This window comes from Oscillibacter sp. PC13 (assembly GCF_900115635.1).
Lineage (GTDB): Bacteria > Bacillota > Clostridia > Oscillospirales > Oscillospiraceae > Oscillibacter.
This window is the reverse complement of the sequence record NZ_FOXE01000001.1, coordinates 1-21,071: the sequence shown is the minus strand read 5'-3', so window position 1 is coordinate 21,071 and position 21,071 is coordinate 1. Positions and strand designations below refer to the sequence as shown.

The following is a 21,071-nucleotide window of genomic DNA, read 5'->3' as shown; positions in this document are numbered from 1 at the left end:
TACCTTTACACACGTTCACCTTGCACGGTTTTGTGCAGCAGGGACCGTGTGGCCAATTCTGACGATTGTGAGGACACAATATGGAACATCACACCCATTTTCTGAAGCTTCTGGACTTTACTCCCGCCGAAATTCAGGAATTCCTGGACACCGCCGCTGATTTGAAGGCCAAGAAGAAGGCCGGCGTTCCCCACCGATATCTGGAGGGAAAGAATGTGGCATTGATCTTTGAGAAGACCTCTACCCGCACCCGCTGTGCCTTTGAGGTGGCTGCGCAGGATCTGGGGATGGGCAGCACCTACCTCGGCCCCACCGGATCTCAGATCGGCGTCAAGGAGTCTATTGCCGACACCGCACGGGTATTGGGCAGAATGTTTGATGGGATTGAATATCGCGGCTTCGGCCAGGCTTTGGTGGAAGAGCTTGCAAAGTATGCCGGGGTGCCGGTGTTCAACGGCCTGACCAATGAGTTCCATCCCACGCAGATTCTGGCGGACTTTCTGACCATCCAGGAGCACTTCGGAGAACTGAAGGGCGTTAAGCTGGTATATTTGGGGGATGCCCGATATAACATGGGCAATTCCTTAATGGTGGGCTGTGCGAAAATGGGGATGCACTTTGTAGCTTGTGCGCCGAAAGCATACTTCCCGGATCAGGAATTGATTGACCAGTGCCAGGCCATTGCCCGGGAGACGGGAGCCGTACTGGAATTTATTGAGGATCCCATGGCGGCTACGGCCCATGCGGATGTCCTGTACACCGATGTCTGGGTGTCCATGGGTGAGCCTGTAGAGGTCTGGGCTGAGCGGATTGCCGCCTTGGCTCCCTATCAGGTGACAAAGGCTCTGATGGACAATGCCGGCCCCCAGTGCCGCTTCATGCACTGCCTGCCGGCCTTCCATGACCACAAGACCAAGGTTGGTAAGGAAATGGGCGAAAAGTTCGGCCGTGATGCTATGGAGGTTACTGACGAAGTGTTTGAGAGCGAACAGTCCATTGTCTTTGATGAGGCAGAAAACCGCATGCATACCATTAAGGCAGTGATGTATCTGCTGATGAAATGAAAAGAAGAAGGCCCCTTCCGGCTTATCCGGAAGGGGCCTTCTTAATAAAATTTCTGTCGGATTGGATTCTTTACGGAGCTGTCACAGGAGCGCGCACACAAATCGTTTTGGACTTCGTGCTTTTTGCCTGATACAGGGCCCGGTCTGCCTCGCGCACAAGATCCGTAACCTTTCCGCAGCCGGAGAAACCACCGATGCTGACAGACGGGCGAAGAGCAGGATACTCTTTCAAAACGATGGAGGAGACCCGGCTCCGGATTTCCTCCAGCTTTCCGGCAAAGCCATCGTGGGGGATATTCTGAAACAGCAGCAAAAATTCATCGCCGCCGTAGCGGATGACCAGGTCAGACCCGCGTACACAGGAAAAGACAGCGCGAATGATTGCCTGCAGTGCCAAGTCTCCGGCATGATGGCCGTAAGTATCATTGATCTGTTTAAAATTATCGGCATCCATCATCGCGACGGAATAGGAACCATATAGTTCCCTGACCTGCTCCTCGTAATACTGCCGGTTATAAGCGCCAGTCAATGCATCACTGTACAGCTTTTTGTTGTAACCGGAGATCAACTGGGCCAACTTGCCTTTTCCGTCGGCGTCAAACAGAGCATCCTCCGTCAGCTTGGAAACAGCCTCCAGGACATAGGGGACACCGTCAATTTCCACATATTTAGCAATCGCCAAAAAAATGTGTCCATCCAGAAATTCAAATTTGGAAACCCGTCCCTTGGTGGACAGGGCTTTTGCCGAGATGCAGTTTTCACAGCGGGTTTCCTTGCCCCATACAGCATAGCAGCGGTGCGGTTCTTCAGCGATTCCACCTGTCTGGCAGGGGACAAACTGCGTATTGGAAACAGCATCTACCAACCGGGCGATGTCGGCAAACGTGCTCAAATAATTCATCAGCAGATAAGCTTGGCTTGCCTGAAGACGATACGTCCCTTTGGCCAGGAGGAGATTTTCGCTCTGAGATTCCTGCAGGACGGAGTCTGCAAAAGCAGGAATGGGGTGGTCTTCGTCATAAATCAAAATGGTCGCTCCTCTCAGCACAAAGACTCTGCTATTGTATGGCCAACCATATGCGTTAACTTTAAGAAATATATTATATCATATCCCATTCCAGAAGAAAAGTCCAGTTGTTAGAAGATGACGCATGGGACAGCAAGAGGCCGTTTTTGCACCGGGAATTCCGTGATGAAAGAAGGGGGTTTTATTTTTTGAGGCGGCATGATATCATGCGGATAGAACTGCTCCTGCCGCAGGCACAGGGTGATAGGCGCCAAAACAGTGTGAGTGAGCAGGTTCGTTCTATTACGGGTCTATTTTACAATATATCCATTAAAAAAGGCGTTATATTGTCCCATTTTGCGGATCGCTGACTTTTGAACAGACAGGGCAGAAGGCTGCACTGTCGGGCTTCGGCCGCCAAGGAAGGGAACGAGAACCCATCATGTCCTGCGGACGCATGGCCCTGCATAAACTGAGAACAAATACCAAATACAGAAAAGAGGATGGAGAATGGAACGTTCCGCCGGCATTTTGTTGCCGATATTTTCCCTGCCGTCGCCTTATGGCATTGGATCGCTGGGGCGGGAGGCGCGGGTTTTTGCGGACTTTCTGCACGCCGCGGGACAGCGGTGGTGGCAGATTCTTCCGGTGGGGCCAACGGGTGCGGGGAATTCTCCCTATACCAGCGTGTCTACCTTTGCCGGAAACCCGCTTTTGATCGATCTGGAATTGCTGGAGGAAGAAGGGCTGCTGGACCATGCGGATTTAAAGGCCGCTGTGGTTCCGGCGGGGGATCAGATTGACTATGCCGCGCTGCGAAAAAGCCGTACCCTGCTTCTACGAAAAGCTTTTTTCAGGGGATACAGCCGGAACACGGCTGCAGTACAGCGCTTCATAGAACAGAATGTGTGGGTGAAGGAATATGCGCTGTATATGGCGTCAAAGGAAAATTTCGGGAATCGCGCCTGGCCGGACTGGCCGGATGAGGCCCTCCGCCGCCATGTTCCGGAAGCGGTAAAGCGATACCGGAGGGAGCTTCGGGAGGCGGTGGCATTCCATACCTATGTGCAGTACCTGTTTTTCACGCAGTGGGCGGCACTGAAACGTGACGTGAACCACCGGGGAATCCGGCTGATTGGAGACCTGCCCATCTATGTTTCCCTGGACTCCTCCGATACATGGAGCGAGCGGAGGGAGTTTTTGCTGGACTCCGATGGCAAACCAGCCAAAGTGGCGGGGGTGCCGCCGGACTATTTCTCAGAGGAGGGACAGCTCTGGGGCAACCCTTTGTATGACTGGAAGGCGCAGCAAGCAGATGGTTTTGGCTGGTGGATCCGCCGGGTGGAGGGAGCCTCACGCTTGTTTGATGCCATCCGCATCGATCACTTCCGGGCCTTTGAGCATTATTGGGCGGTTCCTTCCAGTGCGAAGAGCGCGAAAGAAGGCAATTGGGAACAGGGGCCGGGAATGGCGCTGCTGGGCGTACTGACCGGCTGGTTTCCACAGATTACCTATATCGCCGAAGATCTGGGGCTTCTGACAGATGCAGTACATCAGCTGCGGGACGAAGCGGGGCTTCCGGGGATGAAGGTGTTGGAGTTTGCCTTTTCAGGACCGGATAATGCGTATCTGCCGCATCATTATACGCCCCACTGCATCTGCTACACCGGGACGCATGATAATGACACCCTGCTTGGCTGGTATGACCATGCGGCGCCGGAGGAGCGGGCGTTTGCAGAACAGTATTTGGGGGTGAGCGGCAGGGAGGCAGTGCGGCGGGGCCTGCTGCGCCTGGGGCAGGGCAGTGTGGCGGAGCTGTTTGTGGCACAAATGCAGGACTATCTGGCGTTGGGATGCCAGGCGCGAATCAATGTGCCCGGCGTAGCGGGGGGCAACTGGCGCTGGAATATGCTTCCGGGACAGCTTACAGAGGACTTGGCGGGAGAAATCCGGGAGATGACAGCCTGCTATGGCCGCTGCAGCCCGACAGACACCCGCTATGATGGATGACACAAAGAGGACCTGCGCAATCAATCTGCGCAGGTCCTTTTTAAGATACAAGGAAGCTACAGCTCTCGATTGATGTAGTCTACAAATCGGTATGTATACCCATTTTCCTCCACTGGCTCGCTGACATGCTCCACCGTCCAGCCCGGCAGCTTGTCCAGATTCGGAAAAAACGCATCCGGATTTTCCGCGGCGGCATCTACTTTTGTGAGGTAAACCCGTTTGCAGCGCTCCAGAAGGGCGGTGTAGATACTGGCACCGCCGATCACCCATACGGAATCGGAGAGAAGTGCTTCCGTGGCTTGCAGGGCATCCTCCGGCGTGGACACTGCTTCGGCCCCCTCCCGCCGAAAAGCGGGATCCCGGGTGATCACGATGTTCCGCCGTTTTGGCAGCGGCTTTCCTCCGGGGAAGGAATCCAAAGTCTTGCGGCCCAGAATGACAGTGCCGCTTGTTGTCAGAGAGCGGAACCGCTTCATGTCCGTGGGCAGAGAGAACAACAGGCCATTATCCCTGCCAATCGCCCAGTTTTGGTCGACCACTACAATCGCATTCATGGCAAAGACTCCTTACACCGCAATGGGAATCTTATCCTGGAAAGGGGCCGGGGTATAGCCGTCCAGAGAAAAACTGTCACGGGTAAAGCTGTAAAAATCCGTGACGGAGGGATCCACAGAGAACTTTGGCGCGGGGGAAGGCGTCTGCTCCAGAATTTTTTCAATAATGGGTACGTGTCGGTCATAGATATGGGCGTCGGCAATGACGTGAACAAGCTCGCCCGGCACCAGGCCGCTGACCTGGGCAAACATGTGGACCAGCACCGCGTACTGCACCACGTTCCAGTTGTTGGCCGCCAGCATGTCCTGGCTCCGCTGGTTCAAAATGGCGTTAAGGACATTGCCGGAGACATTGAACGTCATGGAGTATGCGCATGGATACAGATTCATCTCCGAGAGATCCGAAAAATTATAAATATTGGTGAGAATGCGCCGGCTGGCCGGATGATGCTTCAAATCATACAGCACCCGGTCCACCTGGTCCATGTCTCCCTCCGGATAGTGGTGCTTGACACCCAGCTGATAGCCATAGGCCTTGCCGATGGATCCGTTGGCATCCGCCCACTGATCCCAGATGTGGCCGTTCAAGTCATGGATATTATTGGACTTCTTCTGCCAAATCCACAGAAGTTCGTCCACCGCGGTCTTCCAATAGGTACGGCGAAGCGTCAGAATGGGAAATTCTTCCTGTAGATCATAGCGGTTGATGATACCGAACTTTTTTATGGTGTGCGCGGGAGATCCATCCTCCCAGCGGGGACGGACGGATTGATCGGTATCCCAGACACCGTGATCCAGGATTTCCCGGCAGTTTTGCAGAAAGAGCATATCAGCGCGACTCATGGCAGGGCCCCCTCATATTCGAATTTTTCAAATAAATAGTATAACAAATAACGGCAGTAAAGGCAATCTGGAAATTGCTTCTCCATCGGCATGATTTGGGCACAAAAGAAATGCAAGCCTCTTTGCGGCTTTGTGCGAAATCCCGGTTGAGAAATCATAAAAAGTGCGATAAGATAAATTATTTAAACGAGTAAGACGGGAGGTGCGGGTGTGCTGGATCAAAGTGAAGCCGGTAAACGGGGCTACCTGAAGGAGAATTTTCGCCTGTTCCATCTGAAGGACAGCCGTGCACAAAAGCTGGATTACCACTATCATGAATTTGACAAGCTGATTCTGCTGCTGCGGGGCAAAGTCACGTATGTGGTGGAGGGTGTTACCTATTTCCTGCAGCCTTGGGATTTGCTCTTGGTACAGCACAATTTGATTCACCGGCCTATCATTGACCCAACAGAGCCCTATGAACGGGTTGTGATCTGGCTGGGGCGGGAGTGGCTGACAAGCCGCAGTGATCCGGGTGAGGAACTGAGCACCTGCTTTTCAACTGCCAGTGCACGGGGGTTTCACCTGCTGCGGTTCGGCGCAGAGCAGCGGCTGCAGTATATGGGGATTCTCCAGCGGCTGGAGGAGGCGCTGCACTCCGGAGAGTTTGGCGCACCCCGCATGGCGGATACGCTGTGCCAGCAGCTGCTGATTCAGGTAAACCGGGACATTCTGCAGGATCGTACAGCTCAGGAGGAGACAGACAGCTACCGGCTGGATCCCAAAATGGAGGAAATCCTGCGCTACATTGGAGAACATCTGCAGGAGGAACTGACGGTGGATGTCCTGGCGGGGAAATTTTATTTGAGCCGGTACTACCTGATGCACCGCTTCAAGGAGGTCACCGGCTTTACGATTCACCGCTACATCAGCCAGAAGCGCCTGCTGCTGGCCGGGGAGCTGATCCGCAGCGGCATGCCGGTGATGAAGGCTGCGGAGGAGGCGGGATTTGCAGAGTACTCCACGTTCCTGCGGACATTTCAGAATACATTCCATATGAGCCCGCGGGAGTTCCGGTGATACGGAAAGACGGAAGAGAAAGGGAGAAAGCATTACGATATGGAGACAAAGCAACTGACCGTGGAATTCAGCAGGGAGGATTTGCGCCGCTTGATGATTCCGCTGGTAATTGAACAGCTGCTGGCGATTACCGTCGGTTTGGCAGATTCGCTGATGGTGGCCCAAGTGGGGGCTGCGGCAATTTCCGCTGTGTCCCTGGTAGATACGGTGAATGTCTTGCTGATGAATGCGTTTGCGGCGCTGGCAACCGGCGGCGCTGTCATTGCGGGCCAGTATCTGGGCCGCCGGGAAATGGAGAAGGCAGGCCGCTCCGGACAGCAGATTCTGCTGTTTATGGGAGAGGTGTCTTTGCTGGTGACCGTTCTGCTGTACCTGTGGAAAGACTTTATTCTTGGGGTGGTTTTTGGACAGGTGGAAGCGGACGTGGCTGCCTACGCCAACACGTATTATGTAATTGTGGAGGCATCCACGCCATTTCTGGCCATTTACAGCGCGGGGGCGGCACTGTTCCGTGTTATGGGGAACTCAGGAATTTCCATGTGGGTATCCGCCCTGATGAATGTGGTCAATGTGGTTGGAAACGGGATTTTGATTTTTGGCCTCCACCGAGGCGTGGAGGGCGTGGCGATTCCAACGCTGGTGTCCCGGGTTATTGCAGCAGCGGCGATGGTGATTTTGCTGCGGAGACCGAATTTGACCATTCGGATCCGGCAATTCACATTCCATCACGATCGCTATATGGTGAAAAATATTTTGCGGTTCGGCATTCCAAACGGCCTTGAGAGCAGTATGTTCCAGTTGGGGAAAATCCTGCTTCTGTCCACAGTATCGGTGCTGGGGACGAATTCCATCGCCGCGAACGCCATCGGCAATACCATTGCTGGCTTTCAGTGTGTTCCCGGCCTGGCACTGGGCCTGGCGATGGTGACGGTCGTTTCCCGGTGCGTAGGGGCAGGAGACTATGAAAAGGCCCGGTATTATGCAAAAAAGCTGCTGAAGAGCACCTACATTTATATGACGGGTATTATTTTGCTGAGTTTCGCGGCACTGCCCTGGATTTTAAAACTATATAACGTGTCTGAGGAGGCCACGGAGTATGCCCGGCAGATTATCTGGCTTCATGGCCTCTTCGGCATTGTGATTTGGCCGATGGCCTTCACGCTTCCTCAGGCTCTCCGGGCCGCTGGAGATGCCCGTTACACCATGATTGGCTCCACGATCTCCATGTGGACGCTGCGGGTGGGGCTGGGAATTCTGCTGGGCCGGTATTTGGGCTTTGGTGTTCTGGGCATTTGGATTTCCATGTTTTTCGACTGGATTCTCCGGGCGGCCCTATTTATCCCCAGATTTCTTGGGCACCGGTGGGAGACCATGGGCCTTTCCGAATAAAGCGATCAAAAAAGAGAGCCGAATGGCTCTCTTTTTATGATACCGAAGAAATGGGTTCCGCGGCAAGTTCTAAAATGGCCCGCATTTCCTCAGGCCCGATTTTGACGAAACCACCGAACGGAAAGCCATCGGCCTTTTCTCCGCGATGGGCTACCATGGCGGGAATATCTGAAACGGCGGCGCCGATTTCCCCGAGTGTGGTGGGCATTCCAAGAGAGCGGAAGAAGGCAGTCATGCGGCGAATCCCCTCAAGGGCGGTGTCCTCCGGATGGGAAAAGTCCATCTCACAGTGAAAAACTCGGACCGCAAACTGAGCGAAGCGCAGGGGATTATGAGGCAGCACATACCGCATCCAAGCGGGTAGGATTACGGCCAAGCCTGCGCCGTGGGCACAGTCGTAAAAGGCGGAGAGCTCGTGTTCAATCTGGTGGCTGGCCCAATCCTGAACGCGGCCAGTGCCGCAGAGATTGTTGTGGGCCAGCATACCGGCCCACATCAAATCCGCCCGGGCGGCATAGCAGTCCGGAGCGGCCAGTGCCTTAGGGGCAGCGTCCAGAATGGTTTGGAACAGCGCCTCACACAGCCGGTCTGTCAGTGCGACATCCGGCGTGTTGGTAAAATATCGCTCACAGACATGGGCAAACATGTCCACGGCGCCGCTGGCGGTTTGATAGGGAGGCAGAGAGCAGGTAAACCGGGGATTCATCACCGCGAATTTGGGACGGACAATATCCTGCTTCTGCATAGACCACTTTTTATTGCCGTCCTCCAGTGTGATGACGCAGCTATTCGATCCTTCGCTGCCAGCCGCAGAAATGGTCAGCACCACGCCGACCGGAATGGTATCTGTGATGGTAGGAGCCGTTCCGGTGAAGTAATCCCAGAAGTCCCCATCATACACCCCGCCCACGCCGATGGCCTTGGCAGTGTCGATGACACTGCCGCCGCCCAGAGCCAGCAGGAAATCTGCACCCTCCTTCCGAACCAGATCAATACCTTCATAGACCTTGCCGCTGCGGGGATTGGCCTGGATACCGGACAACTCCAGCCAGGGAAGGCCTGCATTCTTCAGAGAGGATATCACGGCGTCATAGGCACCGTTGCGCTTTACAGAACCGCCGCCGTAGATCAAAAGCACTTTTGTGCCGCCGAACCGACGGACCAGTTCACCGGTACGGTTCTCTTCTCCGTCACCAAAGGCGAACAGAGTGGGAGAGTAAAATGTAAATGCGTTCATGCAGAAACCTCGTTTCTATTCACTCAATCACTGAAATCAATATCCGCGGCTGCGGTCTACCAATCCTGCCAGGGGGCGGCCCGCTGCATAGTTTTCCAGATCGGCACAAAAGGCGTCCACATTGGCGTCGCAGGTGTAGCCCAGCGTCATGTTCCCGGAGACATGAGGTGTTAAAATCAGGTTTTTGGTTTCCCATAGAGGATGATCCTGAGGCAGCGGCTCCGGCACCATTACGTCCAGAGCGGCTCCAGCCAGAGCGCCGCTGTTCAGCGCATCCGCCAGGGCCTCCTGGTCAATGGCTGTACCGCGGCCCACATTAACGAGATAGGCGTCCGAAGGCAGGCGGGCAATGCGTGCCCGGCTCAGAATGCCAACCGTTTCTGGTGTACTTGGCAGGGCCATCACCAGATTTTTTGTCCGGGGCAAAACGTCATCCAGTGCGCTGATGGGGAGCACCTCATCCCAAACGGGATTGGAGGAGTACCCGCTGCGGCAAAGGCCGGTGACTTTAGCAGCGCCCAGTCCCTTCAGGCTGCTGGCCACGTGACTGCCGATGTCGCCGGTGCCAAGAATGGTGAACGTATTGTCCCGGATGGAGCGGATGGGGGAAAGGGGATCTGAGGGGGACCAGCTGCGGCCGGCCATTATCTTCTCATACTCCGGCATCCGGCGCAGCATCATCAGCAGTACCATCACCACATGCTCCGCAATTGTGGCGCCGTAGACGTTGGAATTGGTCAGCATGCAGTCAGGGGTGGGGAAGAGGCTGACATCCCTGCAATAGGGATCTACTCCGGCGGAGGAGCAGCAGTACCACCGCAGCGCAGCAGGAGAGGCTTTCAGCAGGCGGGGCGAATTGGAATACAGGATTTCGCACGTCTGAACCCAGTCCCGGGCCGCTTCAAACTGGCCCTTGACAAAAAAACGAACCTGAAATCCTGCACGGGCAGCGGCCTTTTGAATTTTTTCCCGGTGGGCCTCCGTAAGAAAATTGAGATAGACACAAATGTTTCGGCTCATAGACAGGAACCTCCTTTAAAAAATGAACAGATTTGTTCCGCAGCCCGCATTCCGTCCGCAGCGGCAGACAAAATACCGCCGGCATATCCGGCCCCCTCACCGCAGGGATAAAGGCCGCGAACAGACGATTGGCCGTCTGCATCCCGCGGGATGCGGACCGGAGAGGAACTGCGGCTCTCTACAGCTGTCAGCAGGGCGTCCGGACTGTCGTATCCCTGGAGCTTCCGCCCCAGTATGGGCAAAGCCTCTGCAAGGCTATCTGCCACAAACGGAGGCAGGCACTGGTGCAGATCCGCCCAAGCGACAGCTGGCCGGTAGCTGGGATGGACGCTGCCCGGCCCGGTGGAGGGCCGGCCGGCCAGAAAGTCCTCCACCCGCTGGCAGGGGGCGGCATATCCGCCGCCGCCAAGAGAAAAGGCCGCCTCCTCCAGACGGCGCTGGAAGGCGATGCCCGCCAGTGGATTCCGGTCGCCGCCAAAATCCTCCGGTGTCACATTTACCAGCAGGGCACCATTGATATTCTCCTTGTCCCGGGCAAATTCGCTCATGCCGTTGGTTACGACCCGGCCGGCCTCGGAAGCGGCGGCAACCACCTCTCCGCCGGGGCAGACACAGAAGGAGAAGGCAGATCGGCCGCCAGGCAGATGGCAGGACAGCTTATAAGACGCCGCGGGAAGACCGAGGTGCCCGGCATACTGCTTGTACTGGGCGGCGTCGATTTCTTTTTGCCGGTGTTCAATCCGGACACCTACGGCAAAGGGCTTGGCTTCCATGGTGACAGTTCTTTCGTGCAGCATGGCAAAGGTGTCCCGGGCAGAGTGGCCGGGACACAGTACCATTCGGCGGCAGGGAATGGAATAAGTGCCCCGGGGGCCTGTCACGGTGATCCCGGCAAGACACCCCTCTTGAATATTCAAATCCGTCAACTGGCTTTCAAAGCGGATATCCGTACTCAGCTCCAGCAGCCTTTTCCGCAGGTTGACCAGAGCGATGTGCAGCATATCGGTGCCCACATGGGGCTTTGCATCCATCAGAATGTCCTCCGGTGCGCCGCAGGACACCAGCGTTTCCAGAATCCAGCGGTGGCGGACATCTTTTGTGCCGGTATTCAGCTTCCCGTCAGAAAAGGCCCCGGCGCCGCCCTCGCCGAACTGGACGTTGCTGGACGGATCCAGCACGCCGGTTCGCCAGAAGGATTCCACATCGGCCTTCCGTGCCTCCACACTCCGGCCGCGCTCCAGCAGAATGGGTCGAAGGCCTGACTGTGCCAGGATAAGTGCGGCAAACAGGCCTGCCGGCCCGGCTCCCACCACCACTGGTGGAATTTCCGGCGCAGGCAGGAGGGCCGGCGGCGTATAGCCGGGTTTTGCCTCCGAAAGGGAGACTTTTTTGCTGTGACAGCGCTTCAGAACAGCACGTTCCTCTTTGACAGAGGCCTCCACCGTGTATACCCGGAAGACACCGTCCCGGGCATCTACACTGCGGCGGAGAATTCGAAAAGAGAGAAGCTCCTTTTCCCGAATCTTCAGAATGCGGGCGGCTTCAGCGGCGAGAGCGGACATATCGGCCTCGGGTGAAAGCTTGATGTTTTCAATTCTTAACAACTTATTCAAAGTTCCTTTCAGACGCTTTTAAGATAAGAATACTATACTTCAGCCAAAGGTTCAAGGAGAGGACCTTGAAAAGAAGACGAATTTCTCCGGCCGGCAAAATTAAAAATTCCGGCACACAATCGTCACACTTCCGACATAAATAACCTGTATCATTTGTTCTAACAAACGGATGAACGGGATACATAATAGGAGGAATCAATTATGTATAACGATGAGAACAACCTGTATCACTACACCTACCGGAAAGATGGCAGTGAGACTACGGAAAAAGCCGATGCCCGCGCCACTGTGGATGCTCAAATCAATGCCTATCAGGCGCAGGGCGGATACCATCAGCCTGTGCAGGAGATGAAGCCAGTGAAAAAGAATCGAGTTGGCCTGAAAATTACGGCCTTGGCCCTGTGCTGTGCACTGCTTGGCGGCGCTGTGGGCGGTGGGATCGTTTGGGGGGCCAGCCGCAGTGGAAACGAGGCCACTGTCAATATGAGCGGCCGCCCGGCTACCAGCGTATCCATCAATCAAGTGGATGGAAAGACTCTGATGACAGACGCGGAGGTTTACGCCGCCAATGTCAACAGCGTGGTGTCTATCAACACCACCGGAACCTCCGGCACAAATATTTTTGGGCAGCCGGTGCAGACGGCATCTGCCGGTTCCGGATTTATCCTGACAACCGATGGCTTTATCGTCACCAACCACCATGTGATTGACGGGGCCAACGCAGTGAAGGTAACGCTGTATAACGGCGACACCTATGACGCAACGATTATCGGCGGCGACGAGGACTATGACATTGCGGTGATCAAGGTAAATGCCGCAGACCTGCAGCCAGTGACGCTTGGAAAGAGTGACACCTTAAATGTAGGCGACCATGTGCTGGCCATTGGCAATCCGCTGGGGGAACTGACCTTCTCCATGAGCGGCGGCATGGTTTCCAGTGTGAACCGGGCTATCAACGTGGACGGCACGCCCTTTAACATGATCCAGACGGACACCTCCATCAATCCCGGAAACTCCGGCGGCCCGCTGTTTAACCAGTACGGCGAGGTGGTTGGTATTGTCTCTGCCAAGTACTCCAGCTATTCGAACGAATCCGTGGAGGGGCTGGGTTTTGCAATCCCCATAAATGACGTGCTGGCCATGATCCAGGACATTATGACCAACGGCTATGTGACCAATAAGCCCTATCTCGGCATCACCGGCGGCTCTATGAGCGAACAGATGGCGGCACAATACCGCTATGATATTACGGAAGGTGTTTTCGTCTACTCCGTTGAGGAGGGAAGCGCTGCGGATAAGGCAGGCCTCCGGATGGGAGATGTGATCACCAAGGTAGGAGACACCGAAATTACGACCATGGAAGATCTGACGGCTGTTAAGAAACAGTATGCAGCCGGCGACACCACGACCTTTGCCGTTGACCGGCAGGGGGAGCCGATCACGGTGGAAGTGACATGGGATTCCCTCCCGGCTGAACAGCAGACCTCTGCGCAGGAAAACCAGCAGGAGAGCCAGCAAAATGACAGCAATTCCTATGGCGGCGGAACGACCAATCCTTATGACTTATTCAATTACTTCTTTGGCGGCGGCTACAACGGCAGCAGCCTGAAGAAGGCGGCGTGATCCGAAAACAGTTCCAGGTGCTTGGCGGCGGCTTCGCGGCATTCGCTGCGGCAAGGCAAAAAGCCGCCCTGCGACAGGCATCCGGAATTTTAGAATAGAAAAGCACATCGCGGTGGGTATCCACAAGACCATTTTCGTCGGCAGGCATTTTGCCTGCCGACGATTTACGTATCGCATTGTGCGGCGGGATATCAAGCCGTTGCGTCGGCTAGTCGGCTGTGCTATACTATCGGGAAAAGAACGGCAAACCACGGTTTGCAGAGAAGAGAAGTGCACAGATGGTATATGAGCTGATAGATAGCGCCGCGGCAAAAGGCCTATTTGGTGATTGGAAGGAAACCCTGATTGACTCCTGTATGCAGCAGGTGATGGGAAAGCTGTATGTGGTGGATCGGGAACATCCGAAATCGGTTATGGCATGGGTTGGCGCTTTTGCGTTTTATGCCGGAGAGCCTTGCAGGGAGCTGGTGAAGAGCAAGCCCGGCGGATTTATCATCATGGTTCCACAAAATGACGAATGGGCAAACATGATTGAGGCATGCTTCCCGGAAAGTGCCAAACAAGTGACCAGATATGCCATGAAAAAGAATGCCATATTTGATAAAGAACATCTTATGAAACTGATGAAGGAGCTTCCGGAGGAATATCGTTTGCGGTTTATCGATGGGGAGTTGTACGACCAGTGTAAAGAAAACAAGTGGTCAGAGGACTTCGTCTCGGCATTTGAATCAAAAGAGGCCTATCTGACATATGGCTTGGGAATAGTCGTTTTAAAGAACGATGATATTGTTGCAGGGGCATCCTCCTACACAAGTTATCGGGAGGGAATAGAAATTCAGGTGGATACAAGGGAAGATGAAAGGCGGAAGCACCTTGCCACGATATGCTGTGCAGCATTGATTCTTGCGTGTTTAAGAAGAGGTTTGTATCCAAGTTGGGATGCACAGAATTTGTGGTCCGTACACCTGGCTGAAAAGCTTGGCTATGAATTCTCACACCCATACATGGCTTATGAAGTGAATGATACAGATATAAAAAAGAAGGCATAAACGTTCTGTTTGCCGCTCACCAGGTATTGACAAAAGCATCCTGTTCCGTATTTTAAACGGACGGGATGTTTTTTTGCTCTATGGGCAGCTGACTTACCGGAGCGCTCCTTTTACATTGCGCAGTAGGAAAAGACATCAATAAAGTGCGTTGCATCTGATGCTACAGATGCAACGCACTGGGGGGCACTAAAAAGCATGGTCAGGGAGTAGTGTTATCCCCGTCCTGATCCTTTTTAGCCTTCTTCCGGCCGCTGGCAATACCAACAACCAATAAAACGACAAACAACGCAACAATAATAATACCACCGGGTTCCATATGTAAGTCCTCCTTTTTGATATTTGATGAAAAATTAACGGATAGAAGCAAAAAATTAACAACTTCTTTACGAAATAAATATACACAATAAAGAGGGAAAAAGCAAGCGCTTTTTTGGCAAAAAATAAAAAGAGCATAGCGGAGAAGGCTTGAAAAATCAAACTCTTGAGGGGATTGAACAAAGAGCCTGCGAGGCAAAAGAGCAGTCTGCCACCTCCTGCAGACTGCTCTTTTTGAAGAAAAAGTGTGTTAAGAGGTGTTAAGATTTTAAGAATTTAGTATACCGGCGTATGGACGATTTCGGCCAGATCAGCCACATACTGGCAGATAAATGGTGTGAGAGGCGCCAAAATGAATTGCGCCCTTGCGCTTTTCCGCCGGGAATGATACAATACACAGTCGAAAATAACAGCAGGGGAGATTGCTTTTTATGAAATTAGGTATCGTGGGCCTGCCCAATGTGGGTAAGAGCACCTTGTTTAACGCCATTACCAATGCTGGTGCGGAAAGCGCCAACTATCCCTTTTGTACCATTGACCCTAACGTGGGCATGGTGGCGGTGCCGGATGAGCGGCTGGACAAGCTGGCGGAGATGTATGAGCCAGACAAAAAGACGCCGGCGGTCATCGAGTTTGTGGATATTGCGGGCCTGGTTAAGGGCGCCAGCCAGGGGGCGGGCCTTGGCAACAAGTTTTTGGCCAACATCCGGGAGACTGATGCCATCGTCCATGTAGTTCGCTGCTTCGACGATGAGAACATTATGCACGTGGTGGCCGATGCCGGGACCAACGTACCAGTGGATCCCCTGGGTGATATTGAGACCATCGACCTGGAACTTATCATGGCGGATCTGGAGATGGTGAACCGCCGCATCGACCGGGCCGCCAAGGCCGCCAAGGGTGACAAGAAGTACCTCCATGAGGTGGAGGTGTTCAAGGGCCTGGCAGAGCACTTGAATGCCGGGAAGTCTGCACGTACCTATGCGTGCAGTGAAGATGACATGGCGCTGATTGCCACCAGTGACCTTTTGAGCCTGAAGCCCATTATCTACGCTGCCAATACTGATGAGGACGGCTTTACAAACCTGGAGGGCAACCGGTATTACCAGCAGGTAAAGGAATTGGCTGAAAAGGAAGGAGCCCAGGTCCTGCCCATCTGTGCCAGGATGGAGCAGGACATTGCGGAGCTGGAAGGCGAGGAAAAGCAGATGTTCCTGGAGGAACTGGGTGTGGAGGAGTCCGGCTTGGATCGGCTGATCAAGTGTTCTTACACCCTGCTGGGGCTGATTTCCTTCCTGACCTACGGCAAGGACGAATGCCGAGCCTGGACCATCCGCAAGGGAACCAAGGCCCCCCAGGCCGCCGGCAAGATCCACACGGATATTGAGCGCGGCTTCATCCGGGCGGAGGTTATTGCCTATGAGGACATGGTGAAGTGCGGCAGTGTGGCTGCTGCCCGGGAAAAGGGCCTTTTGCGCAGCGAGGGGAAGGAGTACGTGGTCCAGGACGGGGACATGATCTATTTCCGGTTCAATGTCTGAGATGACGAATGAAGAGCGCCTGGCGGCCTATGACCGCATGTACGCCGATTTGCTGAAGGAGCGGGACAAGATTCTGGCAGACATGGAACGGCTTCGCGCGGCGGGGAAGAACCGCGGGGTCACCTATCAGCAGCTGCTGGCCCAGAAGCTGACGGTGCAGAATCTGGTTGGCCGGTTTGAGATTTACGGAATCAAAGAGTGAGGACCCGGGCGGACGCGCAGGCGTCCGCCCGGTTTTTGCATAGAGCATCGGAAAAGAACGCCCGGATTTTTTTTACATGAGGGAACATTCCAGCCCGCCGGGACGTTTTCTTTATGAAAGCGCTTTTCAATGAGACGAAAGGAGGCATTGCATGACGGAATACTTTCTGCGCAATGCCATGGAGCATCACGGCGATATGGTGTACCGCCTAGCCCTGTGCCGGATGCAGAGTACTGCGGATGCGGAGGATGTTTATCAGGATGTGTTTGTGCGGCTGCTGGGCCAGCCGGAACAGGGCTGGGAGGGCGAGCGGCTGAAGGCCTGGCTGATTCGAACCACTCTGAACCGCTGCGCCGACCTGCACCGCTTCCGCCTGCGCCGGCCGGTGCTGGCCTGGTCGGAGGCGGCGGACCTGGCACAGCCCGCCGACGAGAGGGCTGAGGTGTGGGATGCGGTGGCCCATTTGCCGGAGAAACTGCGAACGGCGGTGCACCTGTATTACGCCGAGGGGTATTCCACCGAGGAAATCGCCGCGCTGCTGGAGGTTCCGACGGCCACGGTCCGCACCCGGCTCCGGCGGGCACGTATGAAATTAAAAGATCTGTTGGGAGGTATCGAGGATGCGCGAGAACCGCTATCAGAAGTTGATGAATGGGATCCACACGCCGGCCGGGCTCAATGACCGGGTGCTGGCGGCGGCCAGGCAGCAGACGGCGGAAAAAACGGAGCGGCCGCTGTCCCGCCGGGCCCGTCCGGTGCTGCGGGGGGCGGTCTGCGCCGCCTGTGCCCTGGCGCTGGTGCTGGGCACCGTGACGCTGCGGCCTGCCGGCCCGGTTTCAGATGGAGCAGGCAGCACAGGGGACGGCACGGCGGCGCTGGTGCCAGCTCTGTCCTTCGGCCTGACGGCCTATGCCACTGACACCGGGGAGACCGTCCTACCCAACGCCAACGGCGGGCTGGCCTTCACCGCCGGGGATGGAATGGCGAATCCGGAGACAGGGGACTTTACCGGTTGCCTGTTCCGTGTGACGGGAGAAAACATCCGGACGGTTTCTCTGTCCATCGACCGGGGCGGGCTGTATCGCTATATCCTGCACACCGATATGACAGACAGGGAGATTGCCGCGGCACGGAAGTCTATGGCCGAGGGTACACTCACCCCTGCGGCGATCAGCCAGAATGAGGACGGCGCTTGGTACATGCCGGAGATGACTGCACTGGACAACACTGTGACCGAGGACTACGACCCAACGGTGAGCTACGGTTTCTGGGTGCCCCCGGAGGAGATGATCGTGGATGAGACCATGGACCTGCGGGAGGAATCCTGGGCCAATATCGACCTGTTCGACAGAGCTGCCCTCTCCGTCACCGTCACCTTTGCCGACGGCAGCTCCCAGAGCAAAACCTATCAGCTTTCCACCGGGCGGCTGAAGGCGGCCTATGAGGACGACGGCACGCTCACGATCCTGCCCCAGCTGGCGGGGGATGACGAGAGCTGCGTCTACGGCGTCTACGCCGTGGATGAGGCGGAGAGCCGCTGGCTGGAGTGGCCGGTTCGGGGAGCCAACACCATCAGCATGAGCAATCCCTACGGCGGGCGCTGGCAGCCCGGCGGGAAGGAGCAGGTATTTCACAACGGCATCGACATTCCGGCGGAGCGCGGCACCCCCATCCTGGCTGCGGCGGACGGCACTGTAACAGAGGTGGGCTTTGACGCAGAGCGGGGCAACTACCTGGTTTTGGATCACGGGAATGGACTGGAGACTATGTATGCCCAATGTCAGAGCGTAGAGGCAGAGGAAGGCGACACGGTGAAAGCCGGGCAGACAATTGCTGCCCTGGGATCCACCGGCATGTCCACCGGCCCCCATCTGCACTTTGAAGTTCGGCAGGACGGCGAGTCCCAGAACCCTGTGGCCTATTTTGACAGTGACATCCGAAACACATTACAGGTGGGATAGATAAAAAATTTGGCCCCTTCGCAAAAAGCCGCCCCGGCACTTGCCGGGGCGGCTTTTTGCGCGGCAGGCGGCCGCGAGGCCCCGGGCAGTTCAGGTCTGCCTGCGGTCTCGCGCTGTCCGTCGGGCTTCCAGATGGGTGACCGCCAGAGCGCAGGCGGCGTCTCCGGTAATGTTCACCACGGTGCGGCCCATGTCAAAAATCCGGTCTACGCCGATGACCAGGCCAATGCCAGCCACCGGCAGCCCCACGCTCTCCAGCACCATGGTCAGCATCAAAACGCCCGCGCCGGGCACCCCCGCTGTGCCCACGGAGGCCAAGGTGGCCGTCAGCACAACTGTCAGGAGCTGACCCGCCGTCAGCTCCACCCCGTAGCACCGGGCAATGAACACCACGCACACCCCCTGATAGATGGCGGTGCCGTCCATGTTGATGGTGGCGCCCAGAGGCAGAACAAAGCTGGCAATATCCCGCCGGGCGCCCAGTGCCTCCACGCACTCCAGATTCAGCGGCAGGGCGCCCACAGAGGAGGCAGAGGAGAAGCCGAAGGCCATGGCCGGCGCCATTCCCCGGAAAAAGGCCAGGGGTGAAAGACCGCCCAGCACCTTTACTGTCAGGGAGTAGACCAGCGCCATGTGCAGGACGTAACCGAGATAGGCGCACAGCAGCACCAGCCCCAGGCTGCCCAGAATTTTGGGGCCATTTTCCGCCACCACCGGTGCAATCAGACAGAATACGCCGATGGGGGAGAGCCGCAGAATTAAATGCATGACCTGCAGACAGACCTCCGACAAATCATTCACTGCGCGGGCCACGCTGCGGCCCCGCGGCCCCGCGGCCAGAATGCCGAAGGCAAACAGCAGCGCCGCTGTGATGACCTGCAGCATGGCGGACTCAGCAAAGGGCGTAATGATGTTGGCGGGGAAGATGTTCACCAGGGTGTCCATCAAACCGGCGCCCTCCGCCGCCTCATAGGTGACACCGCTGGTTTCCAGCAGCGGGAAATGGCTTTGGAAGAGTGTGCCCAATATCAAGGCCAGCACCAGAGCCGCAGCAGTGGTACAGAGATAAAACACCACGGTTTTCACACCGATGGCGCCAACCTTTCGGATGTCTTCCAGAGAGATGACCCCGGAGAGAATGGAGAGAAACACAATGGGCACCACCAAAAATTTCAGGAGGTTCAAAAAAATTGTGCCGAAGGGCTGGAGATAGCCGACGGCAAACCAGGGGGCCTCTGTCAGCAGCAGGCCGGCCAGAATACCAAAGGCCAGCGCCGCAAAAATCCAGACGGCCAGGGAGGGCTTTTTTCGCTCCATGGTACTTCTCCTTTTAAACGGTATGGAATCGCATCGTTTGAAGCGGGGGAAAGATTGAAATTTAGTGTCTACAAATAAAATGAAAATATACATTTTATATTGACTTTCATAAAATTAAAGATTATATTAATTTTATGAAAGGGGAGAGAGGATGGAAACCTTACCGGGATGGATGGCGGATCTGGCGGAAGAGGATCTGGCCTTTATCAAAAAGTTTATCCTGTCCTCAGGATCGCTGAAAGAGGTAGCGGCGCTGTACGGCGTCAGTTATCCCACGGTGCGGCTGCGGCTGGACCGGCTGATTCAAAAGATCCACATCAGTGAGACGGCAGAGGCGGATTCGTATGTGTCGCTGATCAAGCGGCTGGCGGTGGACGACAAGCTGGATTTCGACACTGCCAAGATTTTAATTGGCGAATACCGCAGACAAAAAGGAGGAGCGTGACATGGCGATTGCAACAACGATGATTTGGGTGAGTCTGCTGGTGCTGCTGCTTCTGACGGCGGGGGCCGTGGCACTGCAGATCTTTCTCTCCAGGAGGGAGAGCAGATGGCCGGGGCTGCTTTTGCCGGGGCTGACGTTCCTCTACTCACTGGTCATGGTATGCGGCGTGGCGGCTTATGATGGCGAATTTCCCTGGGGACCGGTGCTGGCATGTTTGGTGATGGGGAACATCCCCACGGTGATTCTGCTTGCGATCTACTGGGCCTGCCGGGAGAAGTTCCGAAAGAAGAGCGAGCTGGACCGGATGCATATTGACGATCTGTAGAAAAGCTGCCTCTCCATAAAGAGCAATGTCATTCAGCTAAGTGAAAAATTGTTAAGTTGAGACTAAAAAAAAGCCACCGCCCAACTTTTGAAAAAGTGGGTGGGTGGCTTTTTGCTATTCCCCAATATTCATCATTTTCAGAAGTCTATCTCTGTCCCAGAGAAGAACTCCCGTTGTGTCTGTCAGTTCACGTGCTCCTTTTGTAAAATCTTGCTAATGTAAAAGTCAAGGGTAAAATAAAAAAGTTTAGGCTCCAACAGCCTAAAAAGGGTGCAAAAACCAAACCCACAGTGGTTGTGGATTTGAAAATAACCTGTATAATGAGATCTAGATTTACTGTTGCTTTAGTGTTTCCATTGCTCTGGCATAGTAGATCCGGAGAAACTTATTAACGCCGGCCATCTTGGCTACGTTATAAGGTTTTCCTTCCTGCTCCTTCTTTAGGACGAATTGAAGGACAGGGTCGTCTTGAGGTCGTGTAAGTTTGAGCGCCTGCAT

General features: G+C 55.2%; 19 protein-coding genes and 1 pseudogene. 12 read left to right on the top strand and 8 right to left on the bottom strand.

The window, feature by feature from the left end; genetic code table 11:
• Positions 1-80: 80 nt before the first annotated feature.
• Complete coding sequence (gene argF / locus BMZ81_RS00100; RefSeq protein WP_091127571.1) at positions 81-1,064, top strand: ornithine carbamoyltransferase; 984 nt, start codon at positions 81-83, stop codon at positions 1,062-1,064.
• 70 nt (positions 1,065-1,134) lie between these two features.
• Here argF and BMZ81_RS00095 read toward each other — a convergent pair whose 3' ends face one another.
• Positions 1,135-2,091, bottom strand: a complete 957-nt coding sequence (locus tag BMZ81_RS00095) for a GGDEF domain-containing protein (RefSeq protein WP_091127570.1) — start codon at positions 2,089-2,091, stop codon at positions 1,135-1,137.
• 489 nt (positions 2,092-2,580) lie between these two features.
• Here BMZ81_RS00095 and malQ point away from each other — a divergent pair, with 489 nt between their 5' ends.
• Positions 2,581-4,080: a 4-alpha-glucanotransferase gene (malQ, locus tag BMZ81_RS00085; RefSeq protein ID WP_091127568.1), complete on the top strand. Its 1,500-nt coding sequence runs from the start codon at positions 2,581-2,583 to the stop codon at positions 4,078-4,080.
• 56 nt (positions 4,081-4,136) lie between these two features.
• Here malQ and BMZ81_RS00080 read toward each other — a convergent pair whose 3' ends face one another.
• Positions 4,137-4,634, bottom strand: a complete 498-nt coding sequence (locus BMZ81_RS00080) for a dihydrofolate reductase (protein ID WP_091127567.1) — start codon at positions 4,632-4,634, stop codon at positions 4,137-4,139.
• 12 nt (positions 4,635-4,646) lie between these two features.
• A complete protein-coding gene (gene thyA / locus BMZ81_RS00075) occupies positions 4,647-5,477 on the bottom strand; it encodes a thymidylate synthase (RefSeq protein ID WP_091127566.1) in 831 nt (276 codons plus the stop codon).
• A gap of 210 nt (positions 5,478-5,687) precedes the next feature.
• On the opposite strand from thyA, the gene BMZ81_RS00070 reads away from it, so the two are divergent.
• Together BMZ81_RS00070 and BMZ81_RS00065 are read left to right on the top strand one after the other, a co-directional pair.
• Positions 5,688-6,536 carry an AraC family transcriptional regulator gene (locus tag BMZ81_RS00070; RefSeq protein WP_091127565.1) on the top strand — a complete coding sequence of 283 codons (849 nt, stop codon included), beginning with the start codon at positions 5,688-5,690 and terminating at the stop codon, positions 6,534-6,536.
• A gap of 39 nt (positions 6,537-6,575) precedes the next feature.
• Positions 6,576-7,925: an MATE family efflux transporter gene (locus BMZ81_RS00065; RefSeq protein ID WP_091127564.1), complete on the top strand. Its 1,350-nt coding sequence runs from the start codon at positions 6,576-6,578 to the stop codon at positions 7,923-7,925.
• Between the two features lie 34 nt (positions 7,926-7,959).
• Here the strand turns inward: BMZ81_RS00065 and BMZ81_RS00060 are convergent, their stop codons facing one another.
• From BMZ81_RS00060 to BMZ81_RS00050, 3 genes are read right to left on the bottom strand one after another with little or no spacing between them, the layout of a single operon-like run.
• Positions 7,960-9,162: an iron-containing alcohol dehydrogenase gene (locus BMZ81_RS00060; RefSeq protein ID WP_091127563.1), complete on the bottom strand. Its 1,203-nt coding sequence runs from the start codon at positions 9,160-9,162 to the stop codon at positions 7,960-7,962.
• Between the two features lie 36 nt (positions 9,163-9,198).
• Positions 9,199-10,182, bottom strand: a complete 984-nt coding sequence (locus BMZ81_RS00055) for a D-2-hydroxyacid dehydrogenase (RefSeq protein WP_091127562.1) — start codon at positions 10,180-10,182, stop codon at positions 9,199-9,201.
• Positions 10,179-11,786 carry an NAD(P)/FAD-dependent oxidoreductase gene (locus BMZ81_RS00050; protein ID WP_091127561.1) on the bottom strand — a complete coding sequence of 536 codons (1,608 nt, stop codon included), beginning with the start codon at positions 11,784-11,786 and terminating at the stop codon, positions 10,179-10,181. The genes BMZ81_RS00055 and BMZ81_RS00050 overlap by 4 nt, the downstream gene beginning before the upstream one ends.
• A 210-nt stretch (positions 11,787-11,996) precedes the next feature.
• Here BMZ81_RS00050 and BMZ81_RS00045 point away from each other — a divergent pair, with 210 nt between their 5' ends.
• From BMZ81_RS00045 to BMZ81_RS00020, 6 genes are all read left to right on the top strand, one after another.
• Positions 11,997-13,418: a S1C family serine protease gene (locus tag BMZ81_RS00045; protein ID WP_091127560.1), complete on the top strand. Its 1,422-nt coding sequence runs from the start codon at positions 11,997-11,999 to the stop codon at positions 13,416-13,418.
• Between the two features lie 278 nt (positions 13,419-13,696).
• Complete coding sequence (locus BMZ81_RS00040; protein ID WP_091127559.1) at positions 13,697-14,467, top strand: GNAT family N-acetyltransferase; 771 nt, start codon at positions 13,697-13,699, stop codon at positions 14,465-14,467.
• Between the two features lie 746 nt (positions 14,468-15,213).
• Positions 15,214-16,323, top strand: a complete 1,110-nt coding sequence (ychF, locus tag BMZ81_RS00035) for a redox-regulated ATPase YchF (protein WP_091127558.1) — start codon at positions 15,214-15,216, stop codon at positions 16,321-16,323.
• Between the two features lies 1 nt (position 16,324).
• Complete coding sequence (locus tag BMZ81_RS00030; RefSeq protein ID WP_143072710.1) at positions 16,325-16,525, top strand: hypothetical protein; 201 nt, start codon at positions 16,325-16,327, stop codon at positions 16,523-16,525.
• A gap of 151 nt (positions 16,526-16,676) precedes the next feature.
• Positions 16,677-17,207, top strand: coding sequence for an RNA polymerase sigma factor (locus BMZ81_RS00025; RefSeq protein WP_091127556.1), 531 nt, complete (start codon positions 16,677-16,679; stop codon positions 17,205-17,207).
• Positions 17,146-18,486: a M23 family metallopeptidase gene (locus BMZ81_RS00020; protein ID WP_091127555.1), complete on the top strand. Its 1,341-nt coding sequence runs from the start codon at positions 17,146-17,148 to the stop codon at positions 18,484-18,486. Before BMZ81_RS00025 ends, BMZ81_RS00020 begins: the two co-directional genes overlap by 62 nt.
• Before the next feature lie 90 nt (positions 18,487-18,576).
• Here BMZ81_RS00020 and BMZ81_RS00015 read toward each other — a convergent pair whose 3' ends face one another.
• Positions 18,577-19,803, bottom strand: coding sequence for a dicarboxylate/amino acid:cation symporter (locus BMZ81_RS00015; RefSeq protein ID WP_091127554.1), 1,227 nt, complete (start codon positions 19,801-19,803; stop codon positions 18,577-18,579).
• A gap of 151 nt (positions 19,804-19,954) precedes the next feature.
• On the opposite strand from BMZ81_RS00015, the gene BMZ81_RS00010 reads away from it, so the two are divergent.
• Both BMZ81_RS00010 and BMZ81_RS00005 read left to right on the top strand, forming a co-directional pair.
• Positions 19,955-20,248, top strand: a complete 294-nt coding sequence (locus BMZ81_RS00010; protein WP_091127553.1) for a DUF2089 family protein — start codon at positions 19,955-19,957, stop codon at positions 20,246-20,248.
• A 1-nt stretch (position 20,249) separates the two neighbouring features.
• Positions 20,250-20,573: a hypothetical protein gene (locus BMZ81_RS00005; RefSeq protein ID WP_091127552.1), complete on the top strand. Its 324-nt coding sequence runs from the start codon at positions 20,250-20,252 to the stop codon at positions 20,571-20,573.
• A gap of 333 nt (positions 20,574-20,906) precedes the next feature.
• Here BMZ81_RS00005 and BMZ81_RS14195 read toward each other — a convergent pair.
• Positions 20,907-21,071: pseudogene (locus BMZ81_RS14195) on the bottom strand (IS110 family transposase); the annotation flags it as partial.

Excerpts from the sequence above, each read along its gene's own strand:
- thyA (WP_091127566.1), bottom strand. The coding sequence starts at position 5,477 with ATGAGTCGCGCTGATATGCTCTTTCTGCAAAACTGCCGGGAAATCCTG.
- BMZ81_RS00005 (WP_091127552.1), top strand. The coding sequence starts at position 20,250 with ATGGCGATTGCAACAACGATGATTTGGGTGAGTCTGCTGGTGCTGCTG.
- argF (WP_091127571.1), top strand. The coding sequence starts at position 81 with ATGGAACATCACACCCATTTTCTGAAGCTTCTGGACTTTACTCCCGCC.
- BMZ81_RS00080 (WP_091127567.1), bottom strand. The coding sequence starts at position 4,634 with ATGAATGCGATTGTAGTGGTCGACCAAAACTGGGCGATTGGCAGGGAT.
- BMZ81_RS00045 (WP_091127560.1), top strand. The coding sequence starts at position 11,997 with ATGTATAACGATGAGAACAACCTGTATCACTACACCTACCGGAAAGAT.
- BMZ81_RS00055 (WP_091127562.1), bottom strand. The coding sequence starts at position 10,182 with ATGAGCCGAAACATTTGTGTCTATCTCAATTTTCTTACGGAGGCCCAC.
- BMZ81_RS00010 (WP_091127553.1), top strand. The coding sequence starts at position 19,955 with ATGGAAACCTTACCGGGATGGATGGCGGATCTGGCGGAAGAGGATCTG.
- malQ (WP_091127568.1), top strand. The coding sequence starts at position 2,581 with ATGGAACGTTCCGCCGGCATTTTGTTGCCGATATTTTCCCTGCCGTCG.
- BMZ81_RS00065 (WP_091127564.1), top strand. The coding sequence starts at position 6,576 with ATGGAGACAAAGCAACTGACCGTGGAATTCAGCAGGGAGGATTTGCGC.
- BMZ81_RS00025 (WP_091127556.1), top strand. The coding sequence starts at position 16,677 with ATGACGGAATACTTTCTGCGCAATGCCATGGAGCATCACGGCGATATG.
- ychF (WP_091127558.1), top strand. The coding sequence starts at position 15,214 with ATGAAATTAGGTATCGTGGGCCTGCCCAATGTGGGTAAGAGCACCTTG.
- BMZ81_RS00040 (WP_091127559.1), top strand. The coding sequence starts at position 13,697 with ATGGTATATGAGCTGATAGATAGCGCCGCGGCAAAAGGCCTATTTGGT.
- BMZ81_RS00015 (WP_091127554.1), bottom strand. The coding sequence starts at position 19,803 with ATGGAGCGAAAAAAGCCCTCCCTGGCCGTCTGGATTTTTGCGGCGCTG.
- BMZ81_RS00060 (WP_091127563.1), bottom strand. The coding sequence starts at position 9,162 with ATGAACGCATTTACATTTTACTCTCCCACTCTGTTCGCCTTTGGTGAC.
- BMZ81_RS00030 (WP_143072710.1), top strand. The coding sequence starts at position 16,325 with ATGACGAATGAAGAGCGCCTGGCGGCCTATGACCGCATGTACGCCGAT.
- BMZ81_RS00020 (WP_091127555.1), top strand. The coding sequence starts at position 17,146 with ATGCGCGAGAACCGCTATCAGAAGTTGATGAATGGGATCCACACGCCG.